At 38.3% G+C, this 14,664-nt stretch carries 12 protein-coding genes; 5 read left to right on the top strand and 7 right to left on the bottom strand.

The window, feature by feature from the left end; translation table 11 throughout:
- The first annotated feature begins 133 nt into the window (after positions 1-133).
- From M2R48_RS03330 to M2R48_RS03320, 3 genes are all read left to right on the top strand, one after another.
- Entirely contained in the window at positions 134-583 is a 450-nt protein-coding gene (locus tag M2R48_RS03330) for a hypothetical protein (RefSeq protein WP_262085092.1), read from the top strand.
- Between the two features lie 471 nt (positions 584-1,054).
- On the top strand, positions 1,055-2,857 hold the full coding sequence (locus M2R48_RS03325) for an acyl-CoA dehydrogenase C-terminal domain-containing protein (protein ID WP_034610112.1): 1,803 nt from the start codon (positions 1,055-1,057) through the stop codon (positions 2,855-2,857).
- A 192-nt stretch (positions 2,858-3,049) separates the two neighbouring features.
- Positions 3,050-4,831 (top strand): acyl-CoA dehydrogenase C-terminal domain-containing protein, encoded by a 1,782-nt coding sequence (locus M2R48_RS03320; protein WP_004723090.1) that lies wholly within the window; start codon positions 3,050-3,052, stop codon positions 4,829-4,831.
- 220 nt (positions 4,832-5,051) lie between these two features.
- Here the strand turns inward: M2R48_RS03320 and M2R48_RS03315 are convergent, their stop codons facing one another.
- The 3 genes from M2R48_RS03315 to M2R48_RS03305 form a co-directional block, all read right to left on the bottom strand.
- Positions 5,052-5,678: an FMN-binding negative transcriptional regulator gene (locus M2R48_RS03315; RefSeq protein ID WP_262085091.1), complete on the bottom strand. Its 627-nt coding sequence runs from the start codon at positions 5,676-5,678 to the stop codon at positions 5,052-5,054.
- A 10-nt stretch (positions 5,679-5,688) separates the two neighbouring features.
- Complete coding sequence (locus M2R48_RS03310) at positions 5,689-6,102, bottom strand: ADP-ribosylation/crystallin J1 (protein ID WP_262085090.1); 414 nt, start codon at positions 6,100-6,102, stop codon at positions 5,689-5,691.
- 522 nt (positions 6,103-6,624) lie between these two features.
- Positions 6,625-6,900 carry a hypothetical protein gene (locus M2R48_RS03305; protein WP_262085089.1) on the bottom strand — a complete coding sequence of 92 codons (276 nt, stop codon included), beginning with the start codon at positions 6,898-6,900 and terminating at the stop codon, positions 6,625-6,627.
- Between the two features lie 405 nt (positions 6,901-7,305).
- Here M2R48_RS03305 and M2R48_RS03300 point away from each other — a divergent pair, with 405 nt between their 5' ends.
- Entirely contained in the window at positions 7,306-7,800 is a 495-nt protein-coding gene (locus M2R48_RS03300) for a phosphate-starvation-inducible protein PsiE (protein ID WP_262085088.1), read from the top strand.
- Between the two features lie 153 nt (positions 7,801-7,953).
- Here the strand turns inward: M2R48_RS03300 and M2R48_RS03295 are convergent, their stop codons facing one another.
- Positions 7,954-8,454: an RcnB family protein gene (locus M2R48_RS03295; RefSeq protein WP_262085087.1), complete on the bottom strand. Its 501-nt coding sequence runs from the start codon at positions 8,452-8,454 to the stop codon at positions 7,954-7,956.
- Positions 8,455-8,623: 169 nt separating this feature from the next.
- Here M2R48_RS03295 and M2R48_RS03290 point away from each other — a divergent pair, with 169 nt between their 5' ends.
- Positions 8,624-9,076 carry a hypothetical protein gene (locus M2R48_RS03290; protein WP_004723101.1) on the top strand — a complete coding sequence of 151 codons (453 nt, stop codon included), beginning with the start codon at positions 8,624-8,626 and terminating at the stop codon, positions 9,074-9,076.
- 132 nt (positions 9,077-9,208) lie between these two features.
- Here the strand turns inward: M2R48_RS03290 and M2R48_RS03285 are convergent, their stop codons facing one another.
- The 3 genes from M2R48_RS03285 to znuD form a co-directional block, all read right to left on the bottom strand.
- Positions 9,209-10,603 carry a tetratricopeptide repeat protein gene (locus M2R48_RS03285; protein ID WP_262085086.1) on the bottom strand — a complete coding sequence of 465 codons (1,395 nt, stop codon included), beginning with the start codon at positions 10,601-10,603 and terminating at the stop codon, positions 9,209-9,211.
- 89 nt (positions 10,604-10,692) lie between these two features.
- Positions 10,693-12,156 carry a phospholipase D family protein gene (locus M2R48_RS03280; protein ID WP_262085085.1) on the bottom strand — a complete coding sequence of 488 codons (1,464 nt, stop codon included), beginning with the start codon at positions 12,154-12,156 and terminating at the stop codon, positions 10,693-10,695.
- Positions 12,157-12,553: 397 nt separating this feature from the next.
- Positions 12,554-14,647 (bottom strand): zinc piracy TonB-dependent receptor ZnuD, encoded by a 2,094-nt coding sequence (gene znuD, locus M2R48_RS03275; protein WP_262085084.1) that lies wholly within the window; start codon positions 14,645-14,647, stop codon positions 12,554-12,556.
- Positions 14,648-14,664 lie beyond the last annotated feature (17 nt).

Genomic DNA, 14,664 nt, shown 5'->3' with positions numbered 1-14,664 from the left:
GCAGTGCTTTGTTCTTGCTCAGGGTTGTGGCTAAAATTATCTCAGCCTTCGTTATGAAACTCGAAAATAGTCTCGCTATTCTCTTCGTTTCATGCCTTGCCTGCTCAATTTTAACCTACAACGCAAGCCATTTATGAAATGGCAACAGACCCTAAACTATTGCGATGAGTTTGGCGATGAAGACTCGCTTGAATATCAAAAACTCAGTGAAAAGCTCACAGAAATTACCAGTAAAGACATTTCTCAATACGATCTTTGGGAGTGGTGGGAAGCCGAAGGCATCGAAAATTTAAGCTTTGATATTTGCCTACCTGAGCCTAAAATCATTCATAATATTTCAAAACAAGAGCTTACTGAAATCGTCCAGCGGATTAAAAGCTCAGACTTTAACACTCAACATGCAAATGAATTCATCAATGCTTTTTACCTCCGCACCATATTCTCTGGGGGCTATTTCTACAATTTTTTAAAAATCAATTTTAAAGCATTTAAGCCTCAATTGTTTCAACGCAATAAAGATCAAACAGGGCGATATTTTGAATACTCGGTAGAAGACATTGTGGATCGACTTTGGGGCGAGTGATTGCCATAAAAATATCACCCTTAAAAAAGTATGCAGTGCGTCTATTGGTTTAAATCATTTAGAGTCATATTGCGTAAAAAAACTAAAAACGTTCTCAATATCTATAGTTTTAACCACACATTCAATCACGCCTCATCCAAGATCAAGTATGCACTTCAATCTTTTCGCTACATTTTAAAAATATGAATGACATTTTCATCATATTTTGACTGGCATTTTATTGGACACAAGTTTTTACGATTTTGACTATTTGTATCCTTATTTTTCAATGAAAAGTGTTTACACTCAATGCACTTACAGCTTTCAAGCCTTTTTTCTTTGACTTTACAGTCACAGAGAAATAACCATGAAATACTTGTACGTCACTATAAGATGTTGCACGATGTAGCGGAACAAATATGTGTCATAGAAGACACACGTCGTATTTATGAAGATTATAAATCTGGTTTAACCAGTATTGAGGAAACCGATATGCCACAATACAAAGCACCCTTACGTGATATGCACTTCGTTTTGCATGAATTATTAAATGCTGAAGAACATTACGCGAAACTCCCTGCATTCCAAGAAACCGTAAGCCGTGAATTGATTGATCAATATTTAGAAGCTGGCGCGGATTTCTGTGAAAATGAATTATCTCCACTTAACCAAATCGGTGACAGTGAAGGCTGTAAATGGAATGATGGTGTAGTGACTACACCTACAGGCTTTAAAGCAGCCTATGACAAATATGTAGAACTAGGCTTCCCTTCTCTTTCAGTTCCAGAAGAACATGGTGGTCAAGGTTTACCTGGTTCTTTAGCAACAGCTATTTCTGAAATGGTAGGTGCAGCAAACTGGGCGTGGGGTATGTACCCTGGTCTTTCACATGGTGCGGTTCGTACAATCGAGCATCATGGTTCTGCTGAGCAAAAAGCAACATATTTACCTAAACTTGTTTCAGGTGAATGGACTGGTACTATGTGCCTAACAGAATCTCATGCAGGTTCTGACTTAGGGATTATCCGTTCTAAAGCTGAACCACAAGCAGATGGTAGCTATGCAATCTCTGGCGAGAAAATCTTTATCTCTGCTGGTGAACACGATATGGCGGAGAACATCGTTCACATCGTGTTGGCGCGTTTACCCGGTGCTCCTAAAGGCACTAAAGGTATCTCGTTATTCATCGTACCTAAGTTCAACGTAAATGCAGATGGCTCTATTGCAGACCGTAATGCAGTTCGTTGTGGTTCAATCGAACACAAAATGGGTATCCACGGTAACGCAACTTGTGTGATCAATTTTGATAACGCAAAAGGTTTCTTGATTGGACCTGAAAACCGTGGTTTACATGCAATGTTTACCTTCATGAACACTGCACGTATTGGTACTGCTGTTCAAGGTTTAACAGCATCTGAATCTTCTTTCCAAGGTGCACTTGCATATGCGAAAGATCGTTTGGCAATGCGTTCACTTTCTGGTCCTAAAGCACCAGAGAAAGAAGCTGATCCAATCATTGTTCACCCAGCTGTACGTAACATGTTGATGACACAAAAAGCCTTTGCTGAAGGTGGTCGTGCATTGGTTTACTTCTTATCTCAATATGCAGATATCGTAGAGCAAGGTGTTACTGAAGAAGATCGTAAATTTGCCGACAATATCTTGTCATTATTAACACCGATTGCAAAAGCATTCTTAACTGAGACAGGTTCTGAATCAGCGAAGCATGGTGTACAAGTATTTGGTGGTCACGGCTTTATTTCTGAACACGGTATGGAGCAAATTGTACGTGATACACGTATCTCTTGCTTATACGAAGGTACAACTGAAATCCAAGCACTTGATTTGTTAGGCCGTAAAGTATTGGGTACGCAAGGTGCGATGTTGAAAGACTTCACCAAGATCATCCATAAATTTGCAGAAGCAAACAAAGACAATGCTGACCTAAAAGAATTTGTTGAACCACTTGCTGCTCTTAACAAAGAGTGGGGTGATTTAACCATGCAAATCGGTATGAAAGCTATGCAAAATCCAGATGAAGTAGGCGCAGCTGCGGTTGACTACCTATACTTCTCTGGTTATGTAACGCTTGCATTCTTATGGGCTCGCATGGCGCTTGTTGCTCAACAAAAACTTGCTGAAGGCTCTACTGAAACTGGCTTCTATAATGCAAAAATTAAGACTGCTCGTTTCTACTTCAAGAAAATCTTACCACGCGTTCGTTCACATGTTGACGTGATCGCTGGTGGCTTAGATCCATTGATGTCACTAGATGCTGAAGACTTTGCATTCTAAGTAGAATGCCGAGCTAGGTATTTAGAAAACTGTACTCAAGAGTGCAGAAATTGAGAAAGGACGGTCATAGCTTTGGCAGTCCTTTTTCTTTATAAATAGAGCGTTATTTACTTAGACCATCTAACAACATACATGCTTGTTGGTTAAACTGATCTAAGTCTACAGATTCAAACAATAAACAGGTGAACGAACATGCCAATTTATAATGCGCCACTTGCAGATATGAAATTCATTCTGAATGACGTTTTCAATGCAGAGCAATTCTGGCAAGCCAACGAAAAGCTTGCACATGTTGATGCGGCAACGGCTGAAGCAATTTTAGAAGAAATGGCTAAATTTGCACAAAATGTTACGCTTCCTTTAAACCGCACAGGTGATGAAGAAGGCGCTCATTATGAAAATGGCAAAGTCACTACACCTGCTGGTTTTAAAGAAGCATTCCAACAATACGCTGAAGGCGGTTGGATTGGCCTAGGTGCTGAAGAGGAATGGGGCGGTCAGGCAATGCCAAAAATGCTGACTGTACTTGCAGATGAAATGTTATTTGCTACCAATCCATCATTCATGCTCTACCCGCTTCTCTCTGTTGGTGCTGGTATGGCGTTAAACAGCTATGCATCTCAAGAACAGAAAGAAACCTATTTACCTAAAATCTATTCAGGTGAATGGTCTGGTACGATGTGTTTAACTGAACCTCATGCAGGTACAGATTTAGGGATCATCAAAACTAAAGCTGAACCTAACCAAGATGGTACATATAACATTACTGGTACTAAAATCTTCATTACTGGTGGTGACCACGATCTTGCTGACAACATCATTCACCTTGTTTTAGCAAAAACACCTGATGCACCTGCTGGTTCACGTGGTATCTCACTCTTTATCGTGCCTAAATTCCTCGTCAATGCTGACGGTTCATTGGGCGAACGTAATACAGCGGGTCCTGGTTCAATTGAACACAAAATGGGGATCAAAGCGTCTGCAACATGTGTCATGAACTTTGATGCAGCCAAAGGTTTCCTTGTTGGTAAAGAAAATGAAGGGCTTGCAGCTATGTTCGTGATGATGAATTACGAACGTTTGTCTATGGGTATTCAAGGCCTAGGCGCTTCTGAATATGCATACCAAAATGCAGCACAATATGCGACTGATCGCGTACAAGGCCGTAGTGCAACAGGCGTTAAATCTCCAAACAAACCTGCGGACAGCATCCTTGTACATGGTGATGTACGTCGTATGTTACTCAATGCACGTGCCAACAATGAAGCTTCTCGTGCATTTGCTGTTTACGTTGGTCAACAACTCGACATTACGAAATTTTCAACCGATCCTGAAGCTGTAGCGAAGGCAAATAATCGTGTTGCATTATTAACGCCAATTGCCAAAGCCTATTTAACAGATACTGCGTTTAATGCTGCAATCGATGCACAAATGGTGTTTGGTGGCCATGGCTATATTCGTGAATGGGGTATGGAACAGTGTGTTCGTGACTTACGTATCGCACAAATCTATGAAGGCACCAACGGCGTTCAGTCACAAGATTTAATTGGTCGTAAAACAATTAAATGTAATGGTGAATTCATTGCTGAATATATTGAAGAAATCCGTGATTTTGCCAATGGTCTAGATACCGACTTAAACTTCATTAAAGATGCGACTTTAGATATTGCAACTGAAGTCGATATGATTACGCAGCATATTTTAGAACGTGCAAAAGAAAATGCTGATTTCGCAAATGCTGCGGCAGTAGAGTATCTGCATGTTGTTGGCTTATTAAGCTTCTCTTATATGTTTGCTCGTATTGCCAATGCTGCAAAAAATAAGCAAGGTCAATTCTACCAAGACAAACTTGCATTGACTCATTACTTCATCCAACGCCTCTTGCCTGATTTAAATGCACGTGTTGCTAAAATCAAAGCAGGTGCAGAAGTTATTATGAATTTCAGCGAAGATTATTTTACCAATCAGGCTTAATTTCATCATCAACTGAAATAAGACATTAAAACGCCCGATGATTCGGGCGTTTTTTATTTGCAACTGATGTTATTTTTAAGACGTCTGCTGATCTATATCTCTTGGACGTCATAAAGCAGCTATGTTTGCTTTTCTATGCATCTTAAAATCAATGATGGTAATTATTATCGTGCGGCTATAAAAGTTGCTCACAATATAAATCAAGTAGCATCGTAGAGTATTACCTTGGATAAAACTTCCGAATCGATTCAGCCATCTCTGGAGATTGGTTTTGTAAAGCATTTGCCGCACTTGCGGCATCCAAAGCGCTGCGATTTTGACTGACTTTAAATTTCCCTACGATTGAATCTATTTCGATTTCAATCGCCACAATTTTTTCTAATTGCGCTTCGATATAATCATTGGGCGCATCTCCCATTTTCCAAGGTAGCGCCTGCGGTGCTTCATGTTGTCGAGTCAATCGCGCCAAAACACCCCGCAAATATTTTTCATCATCTATTTTTCGAATTGTTCCCTTCACATGCACAACACGATAGTTCCATGTCGGTACTTCCCGATGATGCTCAAATTTTCCTGGATACCAATTCGGTGAAATATAACTTTGTTCAGCATGGAAAATCACATAGGCCGATTGACTCTGTTCTAACACGTTCAATAAAGGATTGGCTTTAGCAATATGCCCACGTAACAATCCAGACTTGCCCGCTGAACGATCCAATTCAAAAGGAATATGATTCGCTTCAATTTCACCATCATAGATAACCATCAAACTTCCCAATGGATTCTTTTCAATTAAATCGAAAAGTTCAGGAAGATTCTCTTGTTTAAAATGAGTAGGAAGATACATGTTTTATTTCCTAATACTCTTTCGAGCCATCTGGGCTGGTTTTAAATATTTCAGGTAATTCAGCATTTTCAGTAAAAGCTTCACCTTTGAAAATATTAACCACTTCAATGTTGCCTATAATTTGCTGATTAAACTCATCTAATCGCTCAGCGGGAATCCATAACTCCTGACAAAAGTCATCCCCAACCGTATGTACTTCAAACTGAGCCAGATACTCATCACTCAGTTCAAACCGTGTGACATAGCCAATATAACCACTCGCTTGATCTTTGGTATTCCAGTCCAAAGCAATTTTTTCAGCATATTTCTGATTTAAAACAGGATAGAAAATAGGCTGCCAATACAATCTTGGTGGGAAATTTTTAAAGCCACTCTTTTCAATCAATTGATATTCAAAAAGCCCAATTGGTCGATACAAATTCATCGTTATTCCTTTAATTGTATTGAAAATAATCTATCTATAGCCTATTCAAATGAAATGATCAATTTCTTAATTAAATCATTGTGATTTATTCAATATAAACATTTCGCCACGCTTTTCATGTGCATAAAATTTGCATAGTGTTTAATCATAAATAGCACACGAATAAGCCAGTATTGGGTTTATTGTTATTGCTCTATTTAGAATTAGGGGTGATAGAGGCTTCTCTATTTTTAGACCAATCAGATGTCTGTGAATATCCAAAATAGATCCTTCAGTTATTCGTGATAACTATACTGAATAAATCATTGTCCTGTACAAAAGAGCATAACTAGAAAATTAGACCTACTACTTCATCCAACATCTCTTACCTGATTTAAATGCCCCTATTGCTAAAATCAAAACTGGTAAGAAGTAATTATGAATGCAGTTAAGATTAGCTTACCAATCAAGTTTAATTTCATCATCAACTCAAAATAAGTGATCAATCGTCCGATTTATCGGGCATTTTTTGTGGATCAATGATTAATGTAGTTTTGGATCTGGAAATGGTAAGTTATCTTGAGATTCACTAGGTATAGCAACCCATTTACCCTTATCTTGATAAAAATCAGACTGCGTTTCATTTGTTGCGGCACCCAACTTGACCGAAACAGTGCATGCAACTTGCCCTGAGTGTGTAGCGTTTATGGCAGGAATACATGTTCCCAATTTAACTTCTGAAATCATTGCACCGATTTTTGCTCCTAACAACTCAGCTGTTGCTTGTTTTGCTTCAGCTACCGTGGGAGTTTTGATCACATCAGCATTCGAGAATTGTGTAAATAACAGAATATTGAAACATAAAATTATGGGGTTTATTTTCATCTTTTCTATCCATTCATAATTAAAGTTAAATTTAAAAATTATCCTAATGACAATTTAACATGGTTTATAGTTTATGACTTTACACTATTCGTTCATCCTGCATTTAGACAATACAAAAATATGTTCACATATTCCAATATAGGGAGAGCATGTTTTGCTTTAACCAAAATTATGGTGAAACACTATTTGATGAGCAACCAAATTCATGAATTTTCTTTTGAAAAATGTGATCATAAGCACTCCCCGCTCCACTGTTAAAAGCAACATAAACACTAGTTTCATGTGCATGAAATTTGCATAGTGTTTAATCATAAATAACACACGCAAATGGAGGATGTTATGAATAAAGATCCACGTATAGAAAAAATAGAAAACCTCCTCGATAAATTGGGCAATATTGCAGTAGAAGCATTTCATTATATTGCGCTGTTTATCATTGGCTGTATGATCGCTTGGTCAGCGGTACATACAATTATTGAAATCTTAACCGTAAAACAATATGCCAGTATTGACGATATTTTATTGTTATTTATCTATTTGGAATTAGGTGCAATGGTGGGGATCTATTTTAAGACCAACCACATGCCTGTACGTTTCTTAATTTATATCGCAATCACCGCACTTACGCGGTTACTAATTTCAGATATACAGCATAACCATAAAGCAGATATGGATTTAGTGATTATCACAGGATCGGTTTTAATTTTAGCCATTGCAATTTTGATCGTGAGATATGCATCTTGGACATATCCTTCCGTCATTCGCGATAAGCATACTGAAAAATCATTGCCTCATGGCAAAACACCACGACCAGAAGACGATGAACTGGCCTAGTCCCTTGTCTTGATTCATACGCGTGCCCTTCTCCCTAAACAAAATTAAAGAAATTCCTTATGCAAGCGCAAGACATAGAGGAGAAGGGACTTTTTTAATGTGTTGAAAATTTAATACATTGCTATTGATCATGATGATGCTTTTAAATCACGTTCAGCGATCATTGGGTACTTGTAAATAACGACCATCCTGGAAAATCCAATGCATGCCAACCTGTGGATCAGGTAAACCATAACGGCGCCAATCACTGATCAACGAGTATTGCGAACTTTCTATATGACCGCCCTCGCCATTTACATACCCATAACTGCTACCTGAATACTCCGTCTGGGTTGGAAACTGGTGATTATAAATAATCGTCACACCATTTTGTGGTGGGTAACTTGGGTATGGACCATTGGGATGTGGATAGGGTCGATTCGGATAACTTGGGTACGTTGGATAGGGATGATGCTGGTATTGAGGTCGAACAGGAATTTCCTGTAACATTTGGCGGCCATATTGATCTGTATATTTATAGGTCGTTGTCGGATATTTCTTTTGAGGCCGCTCAACACTGCGATAATTCGCCCAATCTTTAGCGTCTGCCCATGTCATTGTTGAAGTTGCTGAAAGCATCAACATTAAGACACTTAAACTGAGTATCTGTTTCATTTCAACCTCCAAACTTGAACGTATACACAACAGCTTAATACATCATTCAAGATAAATAATGAATGAATTACAGTCAAAATTTAATCTTCTTTATTGTTTATACATCAACTTGGGTAAATTCTGACATCAATCTGATAAAATATAATTTTAATCTGATGAGTGCTGTATTGTGGCTGAACTGAGCTTTGACCGTTTACATCAATTTTTTTGCAAAATCCCAAGTGTGCAAGAGGCATTTATTGATAGCTATGGTTCAGATGGCAAACAAGCATGGTGGTTTAAGTTTCAAATCAATATTGACCATCCTTTAGCGTGGCAAACTGTACAAGAACTTGGTCACGTTCTAAATTATATTTCTAAAAATGAACGCCTTCCGACTCAGTTTTTACCCGTTTCTCCTCCTCCGTATATGAATGGTGAAGCGAAACAATTTTTAGCTTGGGTGATTCAATGTAACCATGCAGATTTTTCGCCCGATGTGGTGTGTGACTGGTTAGAGGCACGTTTACCAAAACCCGTAGATGATGAAAGCAAATGGAAAATCAAAACTGATTTACATGAGTTAGATCATATTTCAAATAAAGATTTGGATGAGTTAGTTCCACCAAATCCCAAAAACTAAATAGAAAGCGACAGCTAAGCACACATTTCAATTCGTTAACCTCCCCCTTCGCAGCTACAAGCATAGCTTACTCTGAAGGGGGGAGGTTTTAAAAATGTTTAACTGATCAACACTAAGGTTGAAGAACTGAGTTTATCTTTTTCGGTTCTTAGATTCAGTTTCAGTACGCTCAGTATCATTATTGATACTTTCAATCAAGCCACCTAAATTATTGTTGAACTGGGCTCGCATTTGAATATATGTTTTTAGATTTCTCGCTTTGATCGGATCTTTAGTTGTGCCCTTGCCTGTTTGATACGCTTCTAGGGCTTTACTTTGCGTATCTTCTTCAGATGATCCATTTTCATAAGCCAAAACAGCCCAACGATAATCTTCTGGTTCATCTTCGATGCGTGCCAAATTATCCATTGCATTGACAGATCCTAGTTGAGCAGCTTGTTTAAAATATTTTTGCGCAAGTGCTTCATCATAGCCTTCATTTTCTTCGTTATAGTACCAAACACCGAGATAATTTATTGCATCAGGATCGTTTTGTGCTGCAGCTTTTTTTAAATAAATTAGACCTTTATTAATATCTATTTGTTTTTCATCATCTGACCATAAATAGTCAGATCCAAGTTCTGTTAATGCCACATGATTATTTAATTGCGCAGCTTTTAGATACAAATTCTGCTTATCTTTATCAGCATCTTTTTTTAATGCAAGCATCAAATACGCATCACTCGCACCTTGAGATGCTTGTTTTTGATAATGCGTTAAAACCTCATTTTCGAGCTGTTTAATATCCTTTTCTGACAAGTATGAGTCAGCAACATAATCTTCAAGTAATTTTATTTTTGCTCCAATATCACCTTGATTCGAACGTTGCTGAAGCATTTGAAAATGAGCTAAATCACTATCTTTATGATCTTTTTCATAAGCAGCTTTCGTCTTGGCACCCAGTTTTTTTAGAATGTTTTCTGGACAATTCTGGATACTAGATCCCGCCCACAATAAATCCCCTTGCTGTACTGCTTTATATAACCATTGACACTGTTCATCACTATAATTCTCAGTACCTTGGTCTAATGCAAGCACGAATGTACGTATGGCTTCAACATCACCTTGTTCAGCAAGTTTTAAAATTTGTGGGCGAATTTTTATTAGTTTTTGCCTGATATCATTAGAAATACCGAAACCTTCAGCAATACCCGCTTCTAAATCTAATGATAAATATGCGTCAAAATTACCACGTTGAGCAGCTTCCAAACGCAGCTGTTTATATAAATGACTATTTTCAGGTAAAAAACGATAATCTGCTGAATTAGAATAATATTTTGAAAGTAGAAAATAAGCCTCTGCATCACCTTGTTCTGCAGCTTGTTTGAATAATTGAATGGCTTTGTCAATATTGATTGAGACAGTGGGACTACCTGTTTGCAATGTTTTTGCTTGAACTACTAAAGCACTCTCTGCAAAACTAAGTGGTGAAATAAACAGACTCAGTGTAAGTAATGATTTTAAAAATGATGTTTGTAATGTTTTCATTTAAAGCTCAGCTTTGTTATTAAAAAATCTACCAAGCTTTAAATTATGTACCGAAATCTATTCATTTCGATACATATTTTTTGAATAAATCAAAACGTCGACAAACCACTCCATTCCATAAAACGGTAAACCCCGTATTTAAGTTTTGATTCATCGGCATACTTGCTGTAATCCACACTCATTTGACGACCATTTAAGTTTGACCAAGCCGTATTAAAATACTGTTCAGCATCGATAAAGACTTGTTGTTGTGGATTGCCAACCACGCGTAAATCTGTTTCCAAATTATAATTTTTTAAATTACGTGCGGTAAAGTTGGCAGAACCTAAAATCATTTCCGCAGATTGCGCATTATGCTTTACGATCATCTTACTGTGGCATTGCTCACCTTGGGTATTACACCAACGCACATCAATTCCTGCGTCATTTAACTCTGAAGCCACTTGACGGTTTGGAATACCATTTTTTTGACGACCAAATGCATCTTTATTGGGATCAAGCAAAATACGTAATTTCACTCCACGTTGCTTGGCAGCAACTAAACCTTTAACAATTTGGCGTTCTGACAAATAGAACATGGCTAAATCAATTTGATCATTGGCTTTTGCTGACGCCAACATATTTAAGACCGCATCATAAATTGCTTTTTCAGTCAGTACTTGAACCTGAGGATCATTTGGATTTTCAGGTAGTTTGCCGAAAGCAACAAAAGGCGTATCACCTCCCGACATATGCGCGACGGTTTGTTCAGTATTTAAAATATCTGTCGCAGTTGCACCGTCAACCATTAATGCGATATTGGAGTGACGTGAACTACCATCATGAGGATTAGCGGATGTGACGATAGTTTTCCAACCTTCCGCGGTATCAACCACGATGGTTTTACGATGATTGGCTTTAAAATTAAATAAATTTAAATAGCTACGAACTGTAATTTTTTCTTTACCAAATGGATTATTCAGCCAGCCTTTATTTGGGTTATTGCCAATATCCTGACAGCATAAATACCATATCCCAGACCAAGTAGGATTAGATGCACGGAGTGGTGTTAAATTCGTTTCAATCACGTCAATACCACCTAAACGTAATTGGCGATATTGTTCAGGCTGAATTCCACCATAAACAGAATTGATTGGATCGGTAATAAACTTAATTTCTAAGCTTGGGTTTACAATTTTTTCATTAATCAAGGCTTGGGTTAATTGCTTAGTTAATTCTCGTTGCTGGACTTTAGAATCGCCGACTTCACTGTTAAATAGAAACATATCAATCACAATGGTGGTCTTGGCTTGCTTAATCAGCTGTAACACCTGATCAAAGATTTGCTGATCAAGTTGCTGCTTCCCTTGCACATCAATATAGGTTTCATCGGCAATAAATTTTACATTGGCGTGACGCAATGGTCCGGTAAAATTCAGCCCTTTAGGAAGTGGTTTATAAACATGATAAATCGCAGAGGAAAGATATCCTAAGGCCAATATGCCGATAATAATGCCGAAATAGCGACGTTTTGACCAATTCAGTTTGTTTTGAATTTTATTGAAGATACGCATAAGAAAAGACCTAGACCAATTTAGGGTCTGTCAACATTTCATATATAACTTGCGTTGTCGGCTAAAATTGAGCAAACGAGGCATGAAATGAAGAGAATAGCGAGACTATTTTCAAGTTTCATAACGATGTTTGAGATAATTTTAACCACAACCCTGAGCAAAAAACAAAGCACTGCTTTGTTTGCAGCGCAAGGCGCAGCAGAGACGACTAGAGTGTTTTTTGATGCTACATCGTTATGACCTACTCATTTAGATCACTAAATTTCATAGCTCATGCCTTGTATCCTCTAAAAAAACACTCGTTGTCGCAAATACAGATGAAGTATTGGCAGACCCTTAGAGCCTAGGTCGAATTCCTTTATTTTTCAATAACGATTTGGTGAATGATTGCAAATAATTAGAACTTATAGTCCATACCTATGACAAAGTTACGTCCAATTTGTGGAATATTCGATAAGAAAGAAGTGTGTTCATAAATCTTCTCGTCCAACAGGTTGTTGGCTTTAAAGAATACTTTCGCTTCTTGTTTGTTGGCCAAAGGATATTGATAAGCAACGCCTAGGTTCACCATGTTATAACCTTTGGTTTCTTGTTCATAAGACGCAAATTTATCTTGATTAAACACATGTGAATATTCTGCTGAACCAGACCAACGCTCATCAAACTCAGCATTTACACGAGCGCCTAAACGACCAGCAGGAACACGCGGTGCATTTTCATCTTCAATTTTACCGCGTACATAGTCACCAAACAGACTGGTTTTATACACATCATTCCACTGATAAGCGACTTCACCTTCTGTACCATAGAACTTGGCTTTATCTTGACTATATTTGATCAAACGGAAGTTTTCGTATTGATCCAAAGTTTTGGCATAAATGTAGTTATCAAACCAATTTTGATAGACATGTACATGATAGCTCAACTTGTCATTGTCATAATGAAGACCTAATTCCACATTATTTGACTTCTCTTTATTTAAGTCTTGATTGCCCAATTCATAGGTGTTGGTTGCATAATGCTTTCCATCAGCATAAAGTTCTTGTGCTAAAGGCAATCGCTCTTGATGAGAACCCATTAAAGAGAGCGTGTAATTTGGTGCAAATGCCCAATTCACAGCACCAGAATATGAGAATGCATTGCCATCAAAGTCTTTTTGAGCTGAATCGACATCCACTGTTTGATGATCAAAACGAGTCCCTAATTCCACATGAAAATCACCAAATTGGCGATGCTCTAAGCCAAATACACTATATTTTTGGGTTTTATTTGGTGCAAGAACCGCTTCTTCACCTGTGATATCTAATTTTTGCTGGCTGGCTTGGACACCCCACACCCCTTCCCAAGCAGCAATCGGATTGTGTAACAACTCAACACGACCTTCATAACCTTTGCTCTTGAAGGTTGTCATTGCTGTACTTCCTTCAATTTCATCATGTTGATAGTCAGTATAACTTGCTTGTGCACGAAGTTTTTTAAAGCCAGCAAAAGGTTCATTGAGCTCAGAACGGAAATCATAACGTTCTGTTTTCATATCAATCCATGGCCCTGCTTCAGCGTGATCATGCTCTTCTTCACCATGATCATGACCAGAGTGATCGTCATCATCGTGCCCACCACAATGCAGTGATAAGCCATGTAAATGACATGACTCATATTCATGGCTATGCCCAGGTAAACCGTATTGATCTTGGCGATTGCTATAAGACACACCCGCAAAACCACGCTCACCGATCCAAGATAAGCCCACATTTACATTTTCAGACTCTGAAAATGTATTGCCAACTCGACGCTCTTTCGTACTATGTGCATGATCACCATGCTCTTCAGTTACAATATAGTTCGGGGTAATATAATCATTGGCGTCACGTTTTAAGCCTTCTACACGTAATGCAACATTTGAACCTAATCCAACAGTCACTCCAGCATGTGCCATTTTTTCGTCGTTGCCCGTGTTATAACGCAGACCAACATTGCCTTCATAACCATTTTCAGGCATCGCTGTCGGAATCTTGCTGTCAACTACATTGACTAAACCACCCACAGATCCAGCCCCATATAATAATGTTGATGGTCCACGAATGACTTCAATTTTTTGTGCAAGTTGCGGATCTACAGTGACTGCATGATCTGGTGACAAACTTGAAACATCCATCGTCTCTGTTGCATTCTGAGTCACTTTAACCCGTGCCCCCTCTTGCCCACGAATTACAGGGCGACTAGAACCCGCCCCAAAGGTATTGGAATAGACCCCTAATTCATCTTTGAGTGCCTCACCTAAAGTCGTGCCCGCCTGTTGTAGTTTTTCACGTGAAACAGTTTCATCTGCAACGCCAAAATCTTGACTTGAACGGACCAAGGGATGTCCAACAACGGTAATGGTTTCTAATTGTTGTGGATTTTTTTCAGTATTGGTTTGATCTTCAGCCCAAATAGAAGTTGAAATAACTGCAGAAATGGAAAGTGTTAGGGCACTTTTGGTAAAGGACATGCGATTGCTCTCAAAGC

The organism is Acinetobacter sp. I-MWF (assembly GCF_025433935.1).
GTDB lineage: Bacteria > Pseudomonadota > Gammaproteobacteria > Pseudomonadales > Moraxellaceae > Acinetobacter > Acinetobacter guillouiae.
Note: the sequence above shows the minus strand (reverse complement) of the source record. Positions and strands in the feature narration are given on the sequence as shown.

Bases quoted from the DNA above. Each gene is read 5' to 3' on its own strand.
- M2R48_RS03320 (WP_004723090.1), top strand. From the start codon at position 3,050: ATGCCAATTTATAATGCGCCACTTGCAGATATGAAATTCATTCTGAAT.
- M2R48_RS03315 (WP_262085091.1), bottom strand. From the start codon at position 5,678: ATGTATCTTCCTACTCATTTTAAACAAGAGAATCTTCCTGAACTTTTC.
- znuD (WP_262085084.1), bottom strand. From the start codon at position 14,647: ATGTCCTTTACCAAAAGTGCCCTAACACTTTCCATTTCTGCAGTTATT.
- M2R48_RS03295 (WP_262085087.1), bottom strand. From the start codon at position 8,454: ATGAAACAGATACTCAGTTTAAGTGTCTTAATGTTGATGCTTTCAGCA.
- M2R48_RS03300 (WP_262085088.1), top strand. From the start codon at position 7,306: ATGAATAAAGATCCACGTATAGAAAAAATAGAAAACCTCCTCGATAAA.
- M2R48_RS03280 (WP_262085085.1), bottom strand. From the start codon at position 12,156: ATGCGTATCTTCAATAAAATTCAAAACAAACTGAATTGGTCAAAACGT.
- M2R48_RS03330 (WP_262085092.1), top strand. From the start codon at position 134: ATGAAATGGCAACAGACCCTAAACTATTGCGATGAGTTTGGCGATGAA.
- M2R48_RS03325 (WP_034610112.1), top strand. From the start codon at position 1,055: ATGCCACAATACAAAGCACCCTTACGTGATATGCACTTCGTTTTGCAT.
- M2R48_RS03310 (WP_262085090.1), bottom strand. From the start codon at position 6,102: ATGAATTTGTATCGACCAATTGGGCTTTTTGAATATCAATTGATTGAA.
- M2R48_RS03285 (WP_262085086.1), bottom strand. From the start codon at position 10,603: ATGAAAACATTACAAACATCATTTTTAAAATCATTACTTACACTGAGT.